Raw genomic sequence first — 20,728 nt, forward strand, 5'->3', positions numbered from 1 at the left:
CGGCCGGGGTGGGGGACCCGGCCGGGGCTTTTTGGCTCAGCGGCCGTGGGTGCGGTGGGTGTCCTGGATCCGCTGCCACGACTTCGGCCGCACCGGCGCCTTGGCCGGGCTCAGCTCCGCCGCCCGCGCCTGCGCCGCGGCAGGCTTCGACGGGGTGAACAGCCAGGTGTCGAAGAGCGCGGCCAGCGGCTTGCCGGACACCTTCTCCGCGTAGGTCACGAAGTCCTCGACCGAGGCGTTTGCGTACCGGTTCTCCGTCGTCCAGCCCTTGAGGATCGCGAAGAAGTCCTTGTCGCCGATGTGGTTCCGCAGCGCCTGGAGGGCCAGCGCGCCCCGGTCGTACACCGCGTCATGGAACTGGTTCTCCGGCCCCGGGTTGCCCGGCTCGACCTTCCAGAAGGGGTCGTCGGCCGGGTAGGAGGCGTAGGTGTAGTCCGCCAGCTCCTGCGCGGTGCCCTCGCCCTCCTTCTCCGACCACAGCCACTGGGCGTAGCTGGCGAAGCCCTCGTTGACCCAGATGTCGCGCCAGTCCTTCAGCGAGACGCTGTCGCCGAACCACTGATGGGCCAGCTCATGCACGACCAGCGAGGTGTTCGCGCCCTTGGCGAACCCCTTCGGGCTGTAGAACGGCCGGGTCTGGGTCTCCAGCGCGTAGCCCGTGGGCACATTGGGCACATAGCCGCCCAGCGCGTCGAAGGGGTACGGGCCGAAGACGGTGGACTCCCAGTCCACGATCTCCGCCGACCGCTCCACGCTCGCCCGCGCCGCCCCGGCGTTGTCCCCGAGGTCCTTGCTGTAGGCGTTGATCACCGGCAGACCGTTCGCGGTCGTGTCCGTCGTGATGTCGAACTTGCCGACCGCCAGCGTGGTCAGATACGTGGCCTGCGGCTTGCTGGAGCGCCAGTTGTAGCGGGTCCAGCCCAGTTGGGAGCTGGTCGACTGCAGGGTGCCGTTGCTGATCGCCTGCGTTCCGTCCGGCACCGCCACCGACACGTCGTAGGTGGCCTTGTCGAGCGGATGGTCATTGCTCGGGAACCACCACCACGCCGACTCCGGCTCGTTGGCCGCGATCCCGCCGTCCGGGGTGCGCAGCCATGAGGTGAACCCGCTCGCCACCACCTTCGAGGGGGTACCGCTGTAGCGCACGACCACGGTAAAGGGGCGGTCGGCGGTCAGCGGCGCGGCCGGGGTGATCTCCAACTCATGGTCGCCGGTCTTGGTGAAGGCGGCCTTCTTCCCGCCCACCAGCACCTCGTTCACATCGAGCGCGAAGTCCAGGTTGAACCGGGACAGATCCTGCCGGGCGTCGGCCACGATCGTCGCCGTGCCCTCCAGCCGGTCGGTCTTCGGCTGGTACTTCAGCCGAAGGTCGTAATGGGAGACGTCGTACCCGCCGTTCCCGTACGAGGGGTAGTAGGAGTCCCCGATGCCGGGGGCGCCCGGTGTGGCATCGGCCGCCGACGCCGGGATCGCCAGCAGCAGGCAGGCCGCGGCCGCACCCGGGACGAGAAGTCTGTGGTGACGCACGAGTCCTCCAACTCGTAGGGGAGAACGATCACTCGTGACCTTATGTACTCCTCACACGCACCTCACGTCCATCACGCCGTCCGACATCCAATCGACATCCGGACGCAACGCGAATCGACTCGGACACGATCGCGACACGTATCGCCCTCTTCTGTACGGGAGTTGACTCGCGCTACCGTCCGGCCGTGCTGCTACAGACGCGGACACCCCGCATCCCCTGGACCACGCTCGTGCTGTCGGCGGTCACCGCGCTGGTCGCGGCCGCCATATCCCTGCTGCCACCGCTCGGCGCCCCGGCCGCCTCCGCCGCGTCGAGCACACCGGACAGCAGATCCGAGAGCAGACCCGTCTACTCCTACGAGAACGCCATCCGGGAATCGGTATGGGTGGACACCACGATCGACGGCGACGCGGACGGAGAGCACGACCGGGTCGCCGTCGACATCGTGCGGCCGCGCGAACCCGCCGCGCAGGGCCGCCGCGTCCCCGTCATCATGGACGCCAGCCCGTACTACTCCTGCTGCGGGCGCGGCAACGAGAGCCAGACCAAGACCTATGACGCCGCCGGGAATCCGGTCCTCTTCCCGCTCTTCTACGACAACTACTTCGTCCCGCGCGGCTACGCCACCGTCCTGGTCGACCTCGCCGGAACCAACCGCTCCGACGGCTGTGTGGACGTCGGCGGCCGCTCCGACATCCTGTCCGCCAAGGCCGTGGTCGACTGGCTGAACGGCCGCGCCACCGCGTACTCCACCCGCACCGGCGGGCAGCCGGTCAAGGCGAGCTGGTCCAACGGCGCCACCGGCATGATCGGCAAGAGCTACGACGGCACCGTCGCCAACGGGGTCGCCGCCACCGGCGTCAAGGGGCTCAAGACCATCGTGCCCATCGGCGCCATCTCCTCCTGGTACGACTACTACTTCGCCAAGGGCGCCGCGCTCTACGACTCCGGCCCCGACGGACTCTCGGACGCCGTCGAGAGCGATGACGCCCACACCCACTGCGCCGCCGTACAGAAACGTCTCGTCGAGGGCGCCCCGCGCAGCGGCGACTGGACCGGTCTGTGGAGCGAGCGCGACTATGTGCCGGCCGCGGACAAGGTGCGGGCCAGCGTCTTCGCCGTCCACGGCGCGCAGGACCTCAACGTGCGCACCAAGCACCTCGGACAGTGGTGGAACGCGCTCGCCGACGCGGGCGTCGAGCGCAAGATCTGGCTCTCGCAGACCGGGCATGTCGACCCGTTCGACTTCCGGCGCGGTGAGTGGGTGCGCACTCTGCACCGCTGGTTCGACCACTACCTGCTCGGTATCGACAACGGCATCGAGCGCGAGCCGATGGCCGATGTCGAGCGCGCCCCCGACCAGTGGTCCACCGACCGGGTCTGGCCCCCGTCCGGCACCCGGCAGACCACGCTGCGTCCGCGCGGCGGCGTCACGGCCGGAGTGGGCGTGCTCGGCACCGAGCGGGCCGAGCCCGGCGCCACGGAGACCTTCACCGACGACCCCGCGCTGAGCGAGGCCGACTGGTCCGCGGCGATCGACACCTCGACACCCGGCAAGGCGGGTTTCACCACCGGTCCGCTGAAGAAGGACCTGCGGCTGTCCGGCTCCGGCACGGTCACCGTCACCGCCACGCCCTCCACCGCGAGCGCCCATCTCTCCGCGGTCCTGGTCGACCTCGGGCCGGCCACCATCCGGAACTACACGGGGAGCGGCGAGGGCATCACCACCCTCGACCGGCGGAGTTGCTGGGGCAGCAGCACGGCGGGGGACAGCGCCTGCTTCAAGGAGACCGCCGCGGACCGGGCCGACGTCGGCTACACGGTCTTCAGCCGGGGCTGGGCCGACCTCGGCAACTTCGCGGACGACGGCAAGGGCCGCCCGCTGACCCCGGGCAAGGCGTACACCATCACGCTGGACCTCGCGGCCACCGACCATGTCGTCCCGGCCGGCCACCGCCTCGGCCTGATCATCGCCGGCACCGACGCGGGCCTTCTCGAACCGCCGTCCACCACCCCGCGGCTGACCCTGGACCTGCCCCGCACCTCGGCCCGGCTGCCGCTGGTCGGCGGCGCCCCCAAGGCCGCGGCCGCCCCCTCGCGCACGGCGGCCACCCCGCCCCTGAAGGGCGTACGGGCGCCGCAGCACCGCACCCCGCTCCCGTTCATGTCCACGCACGACTGACCCGTGCCGGTGGGCCCCCGCCGCCGCGCGGGGCCCACCGGCGGCGGGCCCGGCAGGACGCCGGTACCGACATCGCCACCCCGTATCCCTCTCACCCCAGGAGGTCCTTCGTGTTCTCGCGGTCACCCCTCTTCCGCAGCGCCGCCTGCGGCGCGATCGGTGCGCTGCTGACCGGGTCGTTCCTCAGCGCGCCCGCGCGGGCCGAGCAGCGTCCGCCGCGTACGGGGTTCGAGATCAGCCATGGCGCACGGTGGACCACCCAGGCCGAGGAGGCGGACTTCCTCGCGGCCGTCGACCGATCCGCCCGGCGCGTGGCCGTCGACCGGATCGGGGCCACCGCGCAGGGGCGGCCGCTGCGGCTGGTGCGGATCGGCGCCCCGGCCGCACCCGCCGACCCGGACAAAGCGGCGCGCGGCAACGTCCTGCTGCTGATCTGCTCCCAGCACGGCGACGAGCCCTCCGGCCGTGAGGCGTGTCTGTCCACCGTCCGCGACCTCGCCTACGCCAAGGACCGCCGGACGCGGCGCTTCCTGGAGCGCACCCAGGTACTCGTCGTCCCGACCGCCAACCCCGACGGCCGCGCCGCCGACACCCGTGGCAACTCCGACGGTGTGGACATCAACCGCGACCATGTCGCGCTCAGCACCGCCGAGTCCCGCGCGATGGCGGGCGTCATCCGCGACTGGCGCCCGGACACCGTCTACGACCTGCATGAGTACGGGGCGACCGTCCCGTACTACATGAAGGACCTGCTGGCGCTGTGGCCGCGCAACCTCAACACCCAGGACCCGGTGCACCACGAGGCGCGGACCCTGTCGGACACCTATGTGCGCCCCAGCGTCGAGGCCGCGGGCCACACCACCGGCGTCTACGGCATCTGGACCGACCCCGAGACCGGGGAGCCGGTCAAGCAGGTGGCGGGCGACGGGCAGGAGCGGATCCTGCGGAACACGGCAGGCGTCAAGCACTCCGTGGGGCTGCTGGTCGAGACCCGGGTCGACCCGCTGACCGACGCCGAGAAGGCCGACCCCGCCGTCAACAACCGCCGCCGGGTGGGCTCCCATCTGGCCGCCCTGAACGGCGCCTTCGACTTCATCACCGAGCGGCGCGGCCGGATCGAGGCGGCCACGACGGCGGCGCGGCTGGCCGGCTACGCGGACCGGGGCCCGGTCTACCTCGGCGGCGCGGACAACGAACCGCCGGAGGAGGGCACGGTCCTGCAGGATCCGCCGTGCGGCTACCGGCTGGACGCCGCCCAATACGGCGAGGTGCGGGACGAACTGGCCCTTCACGGGGTGACCGCCCGCCCCGCCAAGGGCGACAAAGGTGCCTTCGTGCCGCTGCGCCAGTCGGCCCGCGCGCTCGTACCGCTGCTGCTGGACGGCCGCGCCGCGTACCACCTCACTGCCGGGCAGCCGGTGGACAAATGCTGACATGACGCTTTGATGGCATACTAAAACACCGACCACGTGGCCGGTTGGCATGCATCTCAGAGTCCTGGGTAGCCGGAAATCCGTCAGCCAAACCCCCAGTGAAAGGTTTTTTGCGTGCCGCAGACAGGTACAAGCGCGGGGGACGTCGGCGGCGATCCCCCGGCCACCGTGGATAATCCCGGCGCCGACTCCGCCGGGCCCCATGCGGCCCCCCGGACGGACCGCGTGGTGTTCGGCGTCTCCGCCGCGCTCACGCTGGCCTTCGTCATCTGGGGGTCCGTTGCCAGCGACACCCTGGAAAGAGTCTCGGACAGCATGCTCTCCGGGCTCATACACAACGGCGGATGGGCCTTCGTCCTGGCCGCGTCGGGGTTTGTCATCTTCGCCCTGTGGCTGGCCATGAGCCGCTACGGCAAGATCACCCTCGGAAAGGAGGGCGAGGAACCCGAATTCCGCACCGTCTCATGGGTCGCGATGATGTTCAGCGCGGGCATGGGCATCGGTCTGATGTTCTACGGCGTGAGTGAGCCGCTGTCGCACTTCATCTCCCCGCCGCCCGGGACCGACCCCGGCAGCGCGGCCGAGAAGATGCAGACCGCGATGTCCACCACGCTCTTCCACTGGACACTGCACCCCTGGGCCATCTACGCGGTCGTCGGCCTGGCCATCGCGTACAGCACCTTCCGCCGCGGTCGCCGGCAGACGATCAGCGCGGTCTTCACCCCGCTCATCGGCTCGAAGAACGCCAACGGCTGGGCCGGCCGGGTCATCGACATCCTGGCCATCTTCGCCACGCTCTTCGGCTCCGCCGCATCGCTCGGCCTCGGCGCGCTGCAGATCGGCAGCGGTATCGAGGTGCTGGGCTGGAAGAGCGACGTGGGCACCGGGCTGCTGGTCGCCGTCATCGCGATCCTGACCGTCGCCTTCATCGCGTCCGCCGTCTCGGGCGTCGCCAAGGGCATCCAGTGGCTGTCCAACATCAATATGGTGCTGGCGCTCTTCCTCGCGGTCTTCGTCTTCGTGGCCGGCCCGACGATCATCATCCTCGATCTGCTGCCGACCTCGATCGGCTCGTACATCGGCGATCTGCCGCAGCTCGTGGGCCGCACCGAGGCCACCGGCGGCAAGTCGGTCGCGGACTGGCTGAGCAGCTGGACGGTCTTCTACTGGGCCTGGTGGATCTCCTGGACGCCGTTCGTGGGCATGTTCATCGCCCGGATCAGCCGCGGCCGCACCATCCGGCAGTTCGTGGGTGGCGTGATCCTGGTGCCGAGCACCGTCAGCCTGCTCTGGTTCGCCATCTTCGGCGGTTCGTCGATGAAGCTCCAGGCCGCGGGCCGGCTGGGGAAGGAATCCACCCCCGAGGGGCAGCTGTTCGGGGTGCTGGACCAGTACCCGATCGCCGGCGTGATGAGCGTCCTGGTGATGATCCTGGTCGGCATCTTCTTCGTCTCCGGCGCCGACGCGGCGTCCATCGTGATGGGCACGCTCTCGCAGAAGGGCGCCTTCGAGCCGACCCGCTTCGTCGTCATCTTCTGGGGCGTGATCACGGGCGCGGTGGCGGCCGTGATGCTGCTGATCGGCGGTGGCGGGGGCGACGCCCTCACCGGCTTGCAGAACCTGACGATCCTGGTGGCCGCGCCGTTCACGCTGGTGATGGTGGGGCTGTGCTGGGCGCTGCTGAAGGATCTGCGCCGCGACCCGCTGATCGTGCGGGGCGAGCGGGGCGAGGAGGCCGTCGAGATGGCGGTCATCGCCGGTCATGAGAAGTACGACGGCGAGTTCGAGATCCGCATCGGCCCGGCGACCCCGCCCGACGCCGACTCCGACGCCTCGTCCGGGGACGAGGACGGGGACGGGGACGGCGCGGACGGATCGGGCGATCGCACCGCCGCGGCCGAGCGCCGCTAGCCGCTCTGGCCGCCCTGGCCGCCCTGCAGGGCGCGGCCGTGACCTGCCGCCCGGACCGATCGGTCCGGGCGGCGCGTTGTATCAGCGGCGCCCCTTACGGGCTGAAGCGGCGACCCGGGCCGCCCGGCGCACCGCCGGTTTCCCCCCGATAAGCCCCGTAACGGGAATACTTGGGGCATGACCTCCGAGTACGTGACGTTCGGGCTGGCGCCGGCGATCCGCGCGGGCGGTGTGCTGGCCGATGGCGCGTACCAAACCCACCGCGACTTCCTGGACTTCGTGGTGGACGGCAGGCCGCTGCTGGCGCGCCTCGCCGACCTCGACGCGGTCTCACCGCTCGCCGCCGACATCGGGCCCTCCGCCCTCGCCGAGCAGGTGCGGAGGCTGCTGCTGGAGGCGGAGGCGCCGCTGGAGGGAGGCCGGCGCGTCATCTACGGCTGCCCGGAGTGCGAGGGGCTGGAGTGCGGGGCCGTCACCGCCGTCGTCGAGCGGGACGGCCCGGACGTCGTCTGGCGTGACTTCGTCTGGCAGACCGGCGACACCCCGGACGTCGAGCGCGACGGCTACCACGACATCGGCCCCTACCGCTTCCGCGGCGAGCAGTACCGGGCCGCGCTGAAGCGGCTGCTGACCGCCGACGGCGCGCCCGCGCCCGAGGTCCCGACCGGCCCGAGAGCGCTGCTGATCGGACAGCGCGCCGCCGTCCTCGCCAAGCTGGCCGCCGCGCTGCGCACCATCGGCATCGGTGCCGAGATCACCCTGGACGCGGTCGGCGCCCACGCGGATGAGCTGCGCAAATACGGTGCGGTGGTCTTCGGCCGTACGGTGCGCCCGGGCGAGTGTGACGCGGTCCGGGACGCCTTCGCGGCGGCGCGCTCCGACGCGGTGTGCGTCACCGCGCTCGCCCCGATCGTCCCCCTGCTCGTCGCCCAGGTCGAACAGGCCCTGGACCGCACCCCGCACGACCGCCGCCGCCTCCTCGGCCTGACGGCGGTGGCGGGCGGCGCCGAGGCGGTGGTCGAGGTCGCGTCCGCCTGCCGGGTGAGACTGGCGGCCCACCGCCTCGACCGGCTGTCCCGGCCCCATGCGCACGAGCTCTTCGACACCGTCCTGGCCCCGGGCACCCACCACATCCCCCTGGACCCCCGCGCCGTCCGCGGCCGGTCCTTCCTGACGGCCCGCACGAGCGACGCGGTCCGGGTCACGCCCGTGGACCGCTGGCGGCAGGCGCCCGGCGGGCTGAGATTCGGCCCGTCCGGCGATTGAGGACCGGGGTCCGGGGCGGAGCCCCCGCGCGGCGCAGCCGCATATCGACAGGAGCCGGGAAGGGGCGGGTAGGGGAGAACAGCCGCCGCCCGGCCCCGCCGTCATGGCGGGGCCGGGCGGCGGGACGAACCCGGTGCTGCCCGGAGGACTAACGCTTCTTCGGGTCGAGCAGGCCCGCCCGCCGCAGGGCGTCGGCCATCGCGCCGTTCACCGGGGCCGCGTCGCGGCCTCCGCCGCCACGCTGGCCACGGCCGCCGCCACCCTGGCGCTGCTGAGGCGCACCGCCCTGGCGCTGCTGGGGCGCGCCACGGCGGCCCCCGCCGCGCTGGCCGCGGGTGTCCTCGGAGCGGTTGCGGTCCCGGCTGCCGCCGGACGCGGCGCCCGCCTCGTCGTCGAGCCGGAGCGTCAGGGAGATCCGCTTGCGCGGGATGTCGACGTCGAGGACCTTCACCCGGACGATGTCACCGGGCTTGACCACATCCCGCGGGTCCTTGACGAACGTCTTGGACATCGCGGAGACGTGCACCAGACCGTCCTGGTGCACACCGACGTCGACGAATGCCCCGAACGCCGCCACATTGGTGACGACGCCCTCCAGGATCATCCCGGCCGACAGGTCGCCGATCTTCTCGACGCCCTCCTTGAAGGTCGCGGTCTTGAAGGCGGGACGCGGGTCGCGGCCCGGCTTCTCCAGCTCCTTGAGGATGTCGGTGACCGTGGGCAGACCGAAGGCGTCGTCCACGAACTCGTCCGGCCGCAACTCCCGCAGCACCGCCGTGTTCCCGATGAGGGTGGACACGTCGCCGCCCGCCTTGGTGACCATCCGGCGCACTACCGGATACGCCTCGGGGTGCACGCTCGACCCGTCCAGCGGGTCGTCGCCACCCCGGATGCGCAGGAAGCCCGCGCACTGCTCATACGCCTTGGGGCCGAGCCGGGCCACGTCCTTGAGCGCCTTACGGTTGACGAACGGGCCGTTGGCGTCGCGGTGGGAGACGATGTTCTCCGCGAGGCCGGTGCCGATGCCCGAGACCCGGCTGAGCAGCGGGGCGGAGGCGGTGTTGACGTCCACCCCGACACCGTTCACACAGTCCTCGACGACCGCGTCGAGCGAACGGGAGAGCTTCACCTCGGACAGGTCGTGCTGGTACTGGCCGACGCCGATCGACTTCGGGTCGATCTTGACCAGCTCGGCCAGCGGATCCTGGAGCCGGCGCGCGATGGAGACGGCGCCGCGCAGCGAGACATCGAGCTCCGGCAGCTCCTGTGAGGCGAAGGCGGAGGCCGAGTACACCGAGGCGCCCGCCTCCGAGACCATCACCTTGGTGAGCTTCAGCTCGGGATGCCTGCCGCACAGCTCGCCCGCCAGCTTGTCGGTCTCGCGGGACGCCGTGCCGTTCCCGATCGCGATGAGCTCCACGTTGTGCTCACGCGCCAGCGCGGCCAGCTTGTCGAGGGCCTGGTCCCACTGGTTGCGGGGGACATGCGGATAGATCGTGTCCGTGGCCGCCACCTTGCCGGTCGCGTCGACCACGGCCACCTTCACCCCCGTACGGAAGCCGGGGTCCAGGCCCATCGTGGCGCGCGTGCCCGCCGGGGCGGCGAGCAGCAGATCGCGGAGGTTGGCGGCGAAGACCCGGACGGCCTCGTCCTCGGCGGCCTGCCGCAACCGCAGCCGCAGATCGATGCCGAGGTGGACCAGGATCCGGGTGCGCCAGGCCCAGCGCACCGTGTCGGCCAGCCACTTGTCGGCGGGGCGGCCGCGGTCCGCGATGTCGAAGCGGTGGGCGATGGAGCGCTCGTAGGAGGTGGGGCCGGTCTCCTCGGAGGGCTCCTCCGGCTCCAGGGTGAGGTCGAGGACCTCCTCCTTCTCCCCGCGGAACATCGCCAGCACCCGGTGCGAGGGCAGCTCGGTGAACGGCTCGGCGAAGTCGAAGTAGTCGGCGAACTTGGCGCCCGCCTCCTCCTTGCCCTCGCGCACCTTGGTGGCCGCCCGGCCGCGCTCCCACATGCGCTCGCGCAGCTCGCCGATGAGGTCCGCGTCCTCGCTGAACCGCTCGGTGAGGATGGCGCGCGCCCCGTCCAGCGCGGCGGCGGCGTCCGCGACGCCCTTCTCGGCGTCCACGAAGGCCGCCGCGGCGGCCGTGGGCTCCACGGTCGGGTCGCCCAGCAGCCCGTCCGCGAGCGGCTCCAGCCCGGCCTCGCGGGCGATCTGCGCCTTGGTGCGCCGCTTGGGCTTGTAGGGGAGGTAGATGTCCTCCAGCCGGGCCTTGGAGTCCGCGGCGAGGATCTGCGCCTCCAGCGCCTCGTCCAGCTTGCCCTGGGAACGGATCGACTCGAGGATCGCGGCGCGCCGCTCCTCCAGCTCCCGCAGATAGCGCAGCCGCTCCTCCAGGGAGCGCAGCTGCGCGTCGTCGAGCATTTCCGTCGCTTCCTTGCGGTAGCGCGCGATGAACGGCACGGTGGAGCCGCCGTCGAGCAGCTCGACGGCGGCTTTGACCTGCCGTTCCCGTACGCCGAGTTCCTCGGCGATCCTGCCTTCGATGGACGTCGTCACGATCACGCTCCGCTTTCGGTCTGCACTGCTCCTGCATTGTGGCAGGTGGCGCTGACGAAGCGGTCGCGGCCGACGCTTTCGGCGGGCCGGGAGGGTCGGGGTACGGGCCGGGCGGACACCGGTATCAGCCGGAAACGGTCATCACACCCGCCTGCGGCGCGGCCCGCTCGCCGCGTCGGAGGCGCCGCCGAAGAGGCGGGCAACGGCGCGGAAGGGGAGCGTCACCACGGTCGCGATGGCGGCACCGATGGCACGGAGCACGTCGGCGATGGCACGGAACACGGGGATGCCTCCTGTCGGTCGGTGGCGGCTCGGCGGCGGCCGCCGGGCACCGTTCGCTACGCGGCGCACGGGCTGGTGCCGGCGTACGCGGCGCGCGGTGTGGGCGCCCGGTTGTCAGACGGCCGATCGCGCACGACAAGCGGGTATCCCGATGTGCTCCTGCCAAACTCCGCCCGGCACGGGCGGGCCCGTGCCGGGCCGATGGCCGGACGGGTCGCGCCCGTGCCGCGTCTCCCGGGAGAGGCTTCCGGGGAAGCGCGGCACGGGCGCGTGGCGGGCCCGTCGGCCGGCCGTCAGCTCTTGCCGCGGAGGTCCGCCGGGAAGGCGCCGTTCTCGCGGGCGGTGGTGGAGAAGGCGGTGGCCAGCTCGGTCAGCCGGGCCACGCCCTCGGCGCCCAGGTGCTCGTACGGCGCCGCGTCCAGCCGGTCGGTCTCCTTCTCGAGGTGCCGGCGCAGCCGCTCACCGGCCTCCGTCAGCTCGTTGTCGGCGGTGAGCAGCCCCCGGTCGCGCAGCCGCTGCCGGCCCGCCTCCCACTCCTCGGCGCTCCAGCCGCGGGTCCGCAGGATCCACTTGGTGGACATGCCCTGCCCGGTCGCGGTGTGGGAGGCCAGTGCCTCGACCGCGTCGAGCTCGGCGCTGACCAGGGTCATCAGATGGCCGTCGCCGCGGTGTTCGCGCAGCAGCGAGGCGGCGTGCCACAGCGCCAGATGCGGGGCGTCCGGGACGGGCAGATCGGCGTGGGCGGCGTACAGGGGGCGCGCCGGGCGCGAACACGCCTCCGTGGCGCGCAGCGCCAGCTCCGCGGCCTCGGCCATCTCCTTGGAGGCGATGACGTCCTCGCCCAGCACCCGCCGCAGCACCGAGTCGGCGGCCCGCAGCCGGGCCTCCAGGGCGGCCTCGGGGGAGACCACGTCCCACGCGGCCGGTATGTGGCGGGCGATCAGGTCATGGCTGAAATTGAAGAAGGTCGCGGTGACGGTGCCCGCGCCCGCCCGGCCCATCGGCGCCGCCCGCCCGACGAAGTAGACGGCCGCGCCGTCCTCCAGGCCCAGCTCGGCAAGCTCCTTGCCGAAGTCGGGGGCGAAGTAGATGGCGGAGTGGAGCGGGTTGAGGACGCTGTAACAGCGACGGGCGGCAAGCTCGGGAAGTGTGGTCATGGCCGCACGCTACCGACAGGTAGTGACCCCCGGTAGCCCGGGTATCCCCAAGATCCATCGGGCCCGCGGGATCCGGCCACCCTTACGCCGTCGCGATCCCCTCCAAACCCCATCAGCCCGCTCGATCCGGCCATCTTCCGGCCGCGGTCATCCGGCCGGCGGGGTCCAGCGGAAGCGCGGGGTGCGGCGTTCCAGGAAGGCGGCGATGCCCTCGCCGGCCTCCTCGCTGTGCCGCGCCTGTTCCCGCCAGTACGCCGCCCGGTCCGGCTCGACGGGCCCGGCCGCGAACTCCTTGGCCGCCGCCTGGGTGAGCTGTGACCGGGAGACCAGCGACCGGGTGAACTCCGCCACCCGCTTGTCGAGTCCGCCCGCCGGCAGCACCTCGTCCACCAGCCCGGTGCGCAGCGCCCGTTCGGCGTCGATCAGTTCGCCCGAGAACAGCAGGAACTTGGCGGTGGCCGGTCCCACCAGCTCGACCAGCCGGCGGGTCGAGCTGGGGGCGTAGACGATGCCCAGTTTGGCCGGGGTGATCCCGAAACGGGCGCCCTCCTCCGCGAACCGCAGATCGCAGGCGGCCGCGAGCTGGCAGCCGCCGCCCACGCAGTAGCCGCGCACCACGGCCAGGGTCGGCTTGGGGAAGGCGGCCAGCGCCTCCTCGGCGGGCAGCGCGAGCCCGGTGGACTCCTCGTACGTGGCGCTCAGCGAGCCGATGTCGGCGCCCGCGCAGAAGGTGTCGCCCTCACCGGTGAGCACCAGCGCCCGTACGGCGGGGTCGGCGGCGAGCCGGGTCAGCAGCGGAGGCAGCGCGCGCCACATCCCGGGGGTCATCGCGTTGCGCTTGGCGGGGTGGCGGATGACGACGGTCGCTATGCCGTCGGCGACCTCGTGCTCCAGACAGGGCTCCATGTGGCGGATCGTATCCGGGCCGCGCGGGGCCCCTTCGACGGCATCCGGACCGGGGCGGGACAGGAGTGGGGCCGGGGGCATTCGGGCCGGTCATGGCAGAGTCGCCATGGTCGGAACCCTGGCGAGCAGGAACAGTCGAGCGCGTGACCGTGGCATACGCCAACGATCAAAAACGCTCGATAAGCGTCAAGTTGTGCGTACTCCATCGGTCCGTACCAGACCTTCTCAACACTCGGTACGAGTGGTCGGGCGCGGCGAGGGGTGGGTATCGGACATGGAGATCCTCGGGAGAGTCCCCTCCGAAGCGGAACACGCCCCACCCCCGGCTCCGCCACCGGTCGCCTACGAGGGGACGTGGCGGTTCACCGCACCGGCCCTGGACTCCTCCGTGCCCCAGGCCCGGCACGCGGTGCGCGATCTGCTGGACCATCAGCGCGTGCCGGTCGACGACGAACTGGTGGAGAGTCTGCTTCTGATCGTCTCCGAGCTGGTCACCAACGCGGTACGGCATGCCGCGCTGCTCTCCCCAGAGATCGCCGTCGAGGTCTCCCTGAGCCGGGACTGGGTCCGGATCGCCGTCGAGGACAACCACCCCTACCGGCCCGTCGCGCTGATGGCGGACCAGGGCGGGACGGGCGGGCGCGGACTGCTGCTGGTGACGGCGATCACGGAGGCGGCGGGCGGGGTCTACGACGTCGACCACACGGCGAGCGGCGGCAAGATCGTCTGGGCCGCCCTGCCGCTGCCCGGGGCGGCTACCAGCCCGCCGCCGTCCCGGTGAGCTCCCGGACCGCCGGGCGGGCCGCGTCCAGCACGGTCATGAACCACGCCGAGAACGGTCCCTCGTCGCGCAGCTTCTCCAGCTCATCGGGGGTGACGAAGGCGATCTCGCCGATCTCCTCCGGATCCGGGCGCGGGGTCGCCCGCACCAGCCCGGCGAAGAGGTGGTTGTACTCCTGCTCCACCAGGCCCGAGGCGGGGTCGGGGTGGTTGTAGCGGACGGTGCCCGCCTCCCGCAGCAGCGCGGGCGCCACGCCCAGCTCCTCACCGGTGCGCCGGGCGGCGGCCACGAACGGCGGCTCACCGGGGTAGGGGTGGCCGCAGCAGGTGTTGGACCAGACCCCGGGGGAGTGGTATTTGCCCAGCGCACGGCGCTGCAGCAGCAGCCGCCCCCGGTCGTCGAAGAGGAAGACGGAGAACGCCCGGTGCAGCTTGCCGGGCGCGAGATGTGCGGAGAGCTTCTCCGCGGTGCCGATCGTCGTACCGTCCTCGTCGACCAGCTCGAGCATGATCGGGTCTGCGGAACCGCTCGGCGCGGAGGGCGCGGCGGTCTCGGCGGAGGCGCCGCTGGCAGGTGTGATCGGCATGACCATCCTCATAGTTCCGACTCGTGAACATCCAAGTCTGCCGCACATGTGCCCCCTGTCTGTGTCAGTGGCACAGCTTGGCTTCGTGATCAGCATGCCCACCCGGTTCCAGCTGGAACGTGCAGTGCCCGACGTCGAAGTGCTCCCCCAGGCATCCCTGCAAGGCGTGCAGCATCCGCTCGTGGCCCATCGCGTCCAGAGCCCCGGGAGCGACCACCACATGCGCGGAGAGCACCGGCATTCCCGAGGTGATGGTCCACACGTGGAGATCGTGCAGCCCCTCGACCCCGGGCAGGCCGAGGATGTGGGCGCGTACGGCCGCCATATCGACATTTCGCGGCGCCGCCTCCAGGAGCACGTTCAGCGTCTCGCGCAGCAGCTTGTACGTCCGCGGGACGATCATGAGGCCGATCACCAGGGAGGCGACGGGGTCGGCCGCCTGCCAGCCGGTCGCGAGGATGATCCCGGCGGACACCAGCACCGCGACCGAGCCCAGCGCGTCCGCCGCGACCTCCAGGAAGGCGCCCCGGACGTTCAGGCTCGTGCGCTGGCCGCCCCTGAGCAGGGCGAGCGACACCAGGTTCGCCGCCAGGCCGACGGCGCCGAAGACGATGGTCAGTCCGCCCTCGGTGGCGGCCGGGGTGAGGAACCGCAGCACCGCCGCGGAGAGGATGTAGCCGCCGACGCCGAACAGCAGCAGACAGTTGCCGAGGGCCGCCAGGATCTCGGCGCGGGCATAGCCGTAGGTGCGGTGCGGGCTCGGGGGACGGCCCGCGAAATGAATCGCCAGCAGCGCCATCGCGAGCCCGAGCGCGTCCGTCGCCATATGGCCGGCGTCCGCGAGCAGGGCGAGGGAGCCGGCGAGCAGGCCGCCGATGATCTCCACGGCCATCACCGTGAGCGTGATGGCCAGGGCGATCCGCAGCCGCCACCGGTGGGCGGCGCCGGCGGTGGTGTGGCCGCGCGCGTGGTCATGACCTGCGCCCATGTGCGTAGGGCCCTCCTCCCGGCGGCGCGGTCCCCTACTCACCAGTGAACTACGGCGCCGGGGCGCGGCCGGATCAGCCGCGCCGGTGGCCCGGTCAGCCGCGCCGGTGCCCGGTCAGCCGCGCGGACGCCCCGGCAGTGGCACCAGCGCCCGGCTCGGGACAGCCCGTGCCCCCTCAGCCGCGCCGGGCCTCGGGGTGGTGCAGGCACCAGCCCTCCCAGGCCGACTCCACCATCGCGCGCACATCGTGCCGGGCGCTCCAGCCCAGCTCCTTGGCGATCAGTTCGGTGGATCCGACGACCCGGGCAGGATCGCCCGCCCGGCGCGGCCCGACCACCGGGGTGAGCTCCGGGCGGCCGGTGACCTCCCCGATCAGATCGGACATCTCGCGCACCGAGACGCCCTGGCCGGTGCCGATGTTCACCGTGAGGTCGCCCGGCTGCCGCTGCGTGGCCAGCCGGCGGGCCACGGCCAGATGGGCCGAGGCCAGATCCTCGACATGGATGTAATCGCGGACGCAGGTGCCGTCGGGGGTGTCGTAGTCCTCACCGAAGATCCGGGGCGGCTCTCCCTCGGTGATCCGCTCGAACATCATCGGGATGATGTTGAACACTCCGGTGTCGGCCAGCTCGGGGCGCGTGGCACCCGCCACATTGAAGTAGCGCAGACAGGCCGTGGAGAGGGAGTGGGCCGCGCCCGCCGCCCTGACCAGCCATTCTCCGGCCAGCTTGGTCTCCCCGTACGGATTGATCGGCAGGCACGGGGTGTCCTCGGTGACGAGTTCCACATCGGGCATGCCGTAGACGGCCGCGGAGGAGGAGAAGAGGAAGCGGCTGACACCGGCCGCGACGGCCGCCTCCAGCAGCACCGTGAGGCCGTGCACATTCTCGCGGTAGTAGCGCAGCGGCTGCTCCACGGACTCCCCGACCTGCTTCTTCGCCGCGAGGTGCACCACACCGGTGACCCGCAGGTCAGCGAGGGTGCGGTCCAGCAGCGCACGGTCCAGGAGGGAGCCGCTCACCAGCGGTACGTCCTCGGGCAGCCGCGCCCGGACCCCGCTGGACAGGTCGTCGAGCACGGCCACGGTCTCGCCCGCCTCGGCCATGGCCCGCACGACATGCGACCCGATATATCCGGCACCACCTGTGATCAGCCATGTCATGCCCCGCACCCTATCCGTGGCGGGGCGGTCGCCGTTTGTGGAGGACAGCAGCCATCCACCATGATGATCCGCGGCGCGCGGAAGTGGTCGTTCCCCCGATCGTGTGGTGAATGTGCGGTGAACGGCGGCTTCCATCAATCCGATAGCCTCTGCCGGACGTGCCGCCAGCCCCGCGGGGTCAGGGCGTGCGATGCCCATGGCCCGGAGGGCCCAGGCCAGTGCCATCAGTGGCGCGGCCACCATGTCAGCTGCCAAGGAGTGAGTTCGTCTGTCGACCGCGATTCTCACCGGTGCGCCGGTCGCCGGCTCGTCCCTCGAGGACGGCCTGCGATCGCTGGGCTTCGACGTGCGTACGGCGACCGATGCCGCCGCGGTCACGGCGGAGCTCGCCACGGTCCCGACGCATGAGCGGGTGGCCCTTGTGGACCCGCGCTTCGTCGGCCATGTCCATGCCCTGCGGCTGGCCCTCACCGACCCCCGCTTCCCCGCGGCCGCGGTGCGCGGCGCGCTCAGCGTCCAGGCGGAGGCCCGTACGGCGCTGATCCGCGCGGTGACGGCCGCCGAGCGCACCGAAGCGACGGCCCCCACCGGCTCCGCCGCGCGGTCGGTGGCCGTCGCCGGGGCGACCGCCACGGACGGAGCGGCCACCGCCCACTCCCGCGTGGACGACCTCGCCGCCGCCCTCGACGCCGAAGGCGTCGCCGTTCACCGCCCCGAGCTCGGTGTGCTCGTGGCCGACGTGCCCGCGGACGCCGAGGCACAGGCCGCGGCGCGCGACGCGGTGGCCGCGGTGGACGAGGAGCGGGTGCGGCTGCGGTCCGCCGTGAAGGCGCGGGACGGTTTCTTCACGACGTTCTGCATCAGCCCGTACTCCCGCTATATCGCCCGCTGGTGCGCCCGGCGCGGGCTGACCCCCAATCAGGTCACCACCGCCTCCCTCCTCACCGCCCTCATCGCGGCGGCCTGCGCCGCCACCGGCACCCGGCCCGGGTTCGTCTCGGCCGGTGTGCTGCTGATCGCCTCGTTCGTGCTCGACTGCACCGACGGACAGCTCGCCCGCTACTCGCTGCAGTACTCCACCCTCGGCGCCTGGCTGGACGCCACCTTCGACCGCGCCAAGGAGTACGCCTACTACGCGGGGCTCGCCCTCGGCGCCGCCCGCGGCGGTGACGACGTATGGGCGCTCGCGCTCGGCGCGATGGTCCTCCAGACCTGCCGCCATGTCGTGGACTTCGCCTTCAACGAGGCCAACCACGACGCCACCGGCAACACCAGCCCAACCGCCGCCCTCTCCGGCCGCCTCGACAGCGTCGGCTGGACGGTCTGGGTGCGCCGCATGATCGTGCTGCCGATCGGTGAGCGCTGGGCGATGATCGCCGTACTGACGGCGTTCACCACGCCCCGGATCACCTTCTACGTGCTGCTCATCGGCTGTGCGCTGGCCGCCTGCTACACCACCGCCGGCCGGGTGCTGCGCTCGCTGACCCGCCGCGCGGAGCGCACGGACCGGGCCGCCCACGCCCTCGCCGAACTCGCGGACTCTGGTCCGTTGGCGGAACTGGTCGCCAAGGCCGCCCCGCACAGGGCGAGTTCGTACCTCGCCCCGCTCTCGGCCGCCCTCGGTGCCGCGGCCGTCCTGGCCGGCACCGCGGCCGCCGGTTTCGGCTCCTGGGTGCCTCTGGGATGCGCCGTGCTCTACGCGGTCCTCGCGGGCGTCGCCGTCGCCGCGCCGCTCACGGGCCCCCTCGACTGGCTGGTGCCGCCACTCTTCCGCGCCGCCGAATACGGGACCATCCTGATCCTGGCGGCTTACGCGGAGATGAACGGTGCCTTGCCCGCTGCTTTCGGGCTGGTTGCGGCGGTCGCCTACCATCACTACGACACGGTGTACCGCATCCGCGGCGGCACGGGGGCGCCCCCGCGCCGGCTGGTGCGGGCGATCGGCGGGCACGAGGGGCGGACGGTGGTGGTCACGGCCGCCGTTGCCCTGCTGCACGACCAGAACCAAGGTTTCACCATCGCGTTGACCGCTTTGGCGGCGGTCATCGCGCTGGCGGTGCTCATCGAGAGCATCCGCTTCTGGGTGTCCTCAGGAGCACCCGCCGTACACGACGAAACAGGAGAACCCGCATGATCGGCCTCGTGCTCGCGGCCGGCGCCGGACGGCGTCTGCGCCCTTACACCGACACGCTTCCCAAGGCCCTGGTGCCCGTGGGGCCCGAGGGGAAGGAAGGCGAGCCCACCGTCCTGGACCTGACCCTCGGTAACTTCGCGGAGATCGGTCTGACCGAGGTCGCCATCGTCGTCGGCTACCGCAAGGAGGCCGTGTACGAACGCAAGGAGGCCCTGGAGCAGAAGTACGGCCTCAAGCTCACGCTGATCGACAACGACAAGGCCGAGGAGTGGAACAACGCCTACTCCCTTTGGTGCGCCCGTGACGCGATCCAGCACACCGTGATCCTCGCCAACGGCGACACCGTGCACCCGGTCTCGGTCGAGAAGACCCTGCTGGCCGCGCGTGGCAACGGCCAGAAGATCATCCTGGCCCTGGACACGGTCAAGCAGCTCGCCGACGAGGAGATGAAGGTCGTCGCCGACCCCGACAAGGGCGTCCAGAAGATCACCAAGCTGATGGACCCGGCCGAGGCGACCGGTGAGTACATCGGCGTCACCCTCATCGAGGGCGAGGCCGCCGCCGATCTCGCGGACGCGCTGAAGGCCACCTTCGAGCGCGACCCCGACCTCTACTACGAGGACGGCTACCAGGAGCTGGTCAACCGCGGCTTCAAGGTCGACGTGGCCCCGATCGGCGACGTCAAGTGGGTCGAGATCGACAACCACGACGATCTGGCGAAGGGCCGTGACATCGCGTGCCAGTACTGACGAGGCTCATCCCCTCGCCGCTCGTCGTCGACATCCGCGCGGGCGCCCTGGACGATCTCGCGGGGGTCCTCGCCGACCAGCGGATCTCCGCCTCCGGCAAGCTGGCCATCGCCATCAGCGGCGGCTCCGGTGCCCTGCTGCGCGAGCGGCTGTCACCGGCGCTGCCGGGCGCGAGCTGGTACGAGGTCGGCGGCGGCACGCTGGATGACGCGATCAAGCTCGCCGACGCCATGAAGTCGGGGCACTACGACGCGGTCGTGGGGCTGGGCGGCGGAAAGATCATCGACTGTGCGAAGTTCGCCGCGGCGCGCATCGGCCTTCCGCTGGTCGCCGTCGCCACCAACCTCTCGCACGACGGTCTGTGCTCCCCGGTGGCGACCCTGGACAACGACGCCGGACGCGGTTCGTACGGGGTGCCCAACCCGATCGCGGTGGTCATCGACCTCGATGTGATCCGTGAGGCGCCGGTCCGCTTCGTCCGCTCCGGTATCGGCGACGCCCTGTCCAATATCTCCGCGGTCGCCGACTGGGAGCTGTCCCACCGCGAGACAGGCGAGCAGATCGACGGCCTCGCGGCCGCGATGGCGCGCCAGGCGGGCGAGGCCGTGCTGCGCCACCCCGGCGGGGTCGGCGACGACGGCTTCCTCCAGGTGCTGGCCGAGGGACTGGTGCTCACCGGCATCTCCATGTCGGTCGCGGGGGACTCCCGCCCGGCCTCCGGTGCCTGCCACGAGATCAACCACGCCTTCGACCTCCTCTTCCCCAAGCGCGCCGCCAGCCACGGCGAGCAGTGCGGGCTGGCCGCCGCCTTCGCGATGCGGCTGCGCGGGGCGCATGAGGAGTCGGAGCACATGGCCGAGGTGCTGCACCGGCACGGTCTGCCCGTGCTGCCCGAGGAGATCGGCTTCACGGTGGACGAGTTCGTCCAGATCGTGGAGTTCGCTCCGAAGACGCGCCCCGGCCGCTACACGATCCTCGAGCACCTCGACCTCTCATCCGACGCGATCAGGGACGCATACGCCGACTATGCCAAAGCAGTCAGTCAAGCCATCAGTGGCTGAACTCCGCCCGGTCGTCCACCCCGCGGGGGTCAAGGACCGGCGGAG

At 71.8% G+C, this 20,728-nt stretch carries 16 protein-coding genes; 8 read left to right on the forward strand and 8 right to left on the reverse strand.

Translation table 11 applies throughout. The annotated features are described in order from the left end of the window. Positions 1–36: 36 nt before the first annotated feature. Positions 37–1,527, reverse strand: coding sequence for a M1 family metallopeptidase (locus tag BLV72_RS28965; RefSeq protein WP_093465919.1), 1,491 nt, complete (start codon positions 1,525–1,527; stop codon positions 37–39). A 185-nt stretch (positions 1,528–1,712) separates the two neighbouring features. Here BLV72_RS28965 and BLV72_RS28970 point away from each other — a divergent pair, with 185 nt between their 5' ends. From BLV72_RS28970 to BLV72_RS28985, 4 genes are all read left to right on the forward strand, one after another. Continuing rightward, positions 1,713–3,710, forward strand: a complete 1,998-nt coding sequence (locus BLV72_RS28970; RefSeq protein ID WP_244321059.1) for a Xaa-Pro dipeptidyl-peptidase — start codon at positions 1,713–1,715, stop codon at positions 3,708–3,710. A 110-nt stretch (positions 3,711–3,820) separates the two neighbouring features. Continuing rightward, entirely contained in the window at positions 3,821–5,143 is a 1,323-nt protein-coding gene (locus BLV72_RS28975) for a M14 family metallopeptidase (RefSeq protein WP_093465922.1), read from the forward strand. A gap of 168 nt (positions 5,144–5,311) precedes the next feature. Then, on the forward strand, positions 5,312–7,054 hold the full coding sequence (locus BLV72_RS28980) for a BCCT family transporter (protein WP_093470610.1): 1,743 nt from the start codon (positions 5,312–5,314) through the stop codon (positions 7,052–7,054). Between the two features lie 177 nt (positions 7,055–7,231). Then, positions 7,232–8,320, forward strand: coding sequence for an oxidoreductase (locus tag BLV72_RS28985; RefSeq protein ID WP_093465924.1), 1,089 nt, complete (start codon positions 7,232–7,234; stop codon positions 8,318–8,320). Positions 8,321–8,468: 148 nt separating this feature from the next. On the opposite strand, the gene BLV72_RS28990 is transcribed toward BLV72_RS28985, so the two are convergent. The 4 genes from BLV72_RS28990 to BLV72_RS29000 all read right to left on the reverse strand — a co-directional run bounded on the left by BLV72_RS28990 (position 8,469) and on the right by BLV72_RS29000 (position 13,222). Then, on the reverse strand, positions 8,469–10,877 hold the full coding sequence (locus BLV72_RS28990) for a Tex family protein (protein WP_093470611.1): 2,409 nt from the start codon (positions 10,875–10,877) through the stop codon (positions 8,469–8,471). A gap of 141 nt (positions 10,878–11,018) precedes the next feature. Beyond that, complete coding sequence (locus tag BLV72_RS48070) at positions 11,019–11,159, reverse strand: LPFR motif small protein (protein ID WP_157857073.1); 141 nt, start codon at positions 11,157–11,159, stop codon at positions 11,019–11,021. Positions 11,160–11,452: 293 nt separating this feature from the next. Beyond that, entirely contained in the window at positions 11,453–12,316 is an 864-nt protein-coding gene (locus BLV72_RS28995) for an SCO6745 family protein (RefSeq protein WP_093465926.1), read from the reverse strand. 147 nt (positions 12,317–12,463) lie between these two features. Then, the gene (locus BLV72_RS29000; RefSeq protein WP_093465928.1) at positions 12,464–13,222 is read right to left on the reverse strand and encodes an enoyl-CoA hydratase/isomerase family protein; all 759 of its coding nucleotides are present in this window, start codon (positions 13,220–13,222) and stop codon (positions 12,464–12,466) included. A 274-nt stretch (positions 13,223–13,496) separates the two neighbouring features. Here BLV72_RS29000 and BLV72_RS29005 point away from each other — a divergent pair, with 274 nt between their 5' ends. Further along, on the forward strand, positions 13,497–14,003 hold the full coding sequence (locus BLV72_RS29005) for an ATP-binding protein (protein WP_093465930.1): 507 nt from the start codon (positions 13,497–13,499) through the stop codon (positions 14,001–14,003). Here BLV72_RS29005 and idi read toward each other — a convergent pair. From idi to galE, 3 genes are all read right to left on the reverse strand, one after another. Continuing rightward, positions 13,978–14,589 (reverse strand): isopentenyl-diphosphate Delta-isomerase, encoded by a 612-nt coding sequence (gene idi, locus BLV72_RS29010; protein ID WP_093470612.1) that lies wholly within the window; start codon positions 14,587–14,589, stop codon positions 13,978–13,980. The genes BLV72_RS29005 and idi overlap by 26 nt on opposite strands. A gap of 64 nt (positions 14,590–14,653) precedes the next feature. Beyond that, entirely contained in the window at positions 14,654–15,577 is a 924-nt protein-coding gene (locus BLV72_RS29015) for a cation diffusion facilitator family transporter (protein WP_093465932.1), read from the reverse strand. A gap of 175 nt (positions 15,578–15,752) precedes the next feature. Next, complete coding sequence (gene galE, locus BLV72_RS29020; protein ID WP_093465934.1) at positions 15,753–16,739, reverse strand: UDP-glucose 4-epimerase GalE; 987 nt, start codon at positions 16,737–16,739, stop codon at positions 15,753–15,755. A 268-nt stretch (positions 16,740–17,007) separates the two neighbouring features. Between galE and BLV72_RS29025 the strand changes: the two genes are divergently transcribed. Genes BLV72_RS29025 through BLV72_RS29035 form a run of 3 tightly spaced genes read left to right on the forward strand, consistent with a single transcriptional unit; the run spans position 17,008 to position 20,683 of the window. Continuing rightward, positions 17,008–18,873 (forward strand): DUF5941 domain-containing protein, encoded by a 1,866-nt coding sequence (locus BLV72_RS29025; protein ID WP_093465936.1) that lies wholly within the window; start codon positions 17,008–17,010, stop codon positions 18,871–18,873. Continuing rightward, positions 18,870–19,622 carry a phosphocholine cytidylyltransferase family protein gene (locus tag BLV72_RS29030; protein ID WP_014056048.1) on the forward strand — a complete coding sequence of 251 codons (753 nt, stop codon included), beginning with the start codon at positions 18,870–18,872 and terminating at the stop codon, positions 19,620–19,622. The genes BLV72_RS29025 and BLV72_RS29030 overlap by 4 nt, the downstream gene beginning before the upstream one ends. Next, complete coding sequence (locus BLV72_RS29035; RefSeq protein WP_093465938.1) at positions 19,610–20,683, forward strand: iron-containing alcohol dehydrogenase family protein; 1,074 nt, start codon at positions 19,610–19,612, stop codon at positions 20,681–20,683. Before BLV72_RS29030 ends, BLV72_RS29035 begins: the two co-directional genes overlap by 13 nt. Positions 20,684–20,728 lie beyond the last annotated feature (45 nt).

The sequence above is a fragment of the Streptomyces melanosporofaciens genome (assembly GCF_900105695.1).
In the GTDB taxonomy this organism is placed as follows: domain Bacteria; phylum Actinomycetota; class Actinomycetes; order Streptomycetales; family Streptomycetaceae; genus Streptomyces; species Streptomyces antimycoticus.

Excerpts from the sequence above, each read along its gene's own strand:
- BLV72_RS28985 (WP_093465924.1), top strand. The coding sequence starts at position 7,232 with ATGACCTCCGAGTACGTGACGTTCGGGCTGGCGCCGGCGATCCGCGCG.
- BLV72_RS28995 (WP_093465926.1), bottom strand. The coding sequence starts at position 12,316 with ATGACCACACTTCCCGAGCTTGCCGCCCGTCGCTGTTACAGCGTCCTC.
- BLV72_RS29000 (WP_093465928.1), bottom strand. The coding sequence starts at position 13,222 with ATGGAGCCCTGTCTGGAGCACGAGGTCGCCGACGGCATAGCGACCGTC.
- BLV72_RS29005 (WP_093465930.1), top strand. The coding sequence starts at position 13,497 with ATGGAGATCCTCGGGAGAGTCCCCTCCGAAGCGGAACACGCCCCACCC.
- idi (WP_093470612.1), bottom strand. The coding sequence starts at position 14,589 with ATGCCGATCACACCTGCCAGCGGCGCCTCCGCCGAGACCGCCGCGCCC.
- BLV72_RS29015 (WP_093465932.1), bottom strand. The coding sequence starts at position 15,577 with ATGGGCGCAGGTCATGACCACGCGCGCGGCCACACCACCGCCGGCGCC.
- galE (WP_093465934.1), bottom strand. The coding sequence starts at position 16,739 with ATGACATGGCTGATCACAGGTGGTGCCGGATATATCGGGTCGCATGTC.
- BLV72_RS29030 (WP_014056048.1), top strand. The coding sequence starts at position 18,870 with ATGATCGGCCTCGTGCTCGCGGCCGGCGCCGGACGGCGTCTGCGCCCT.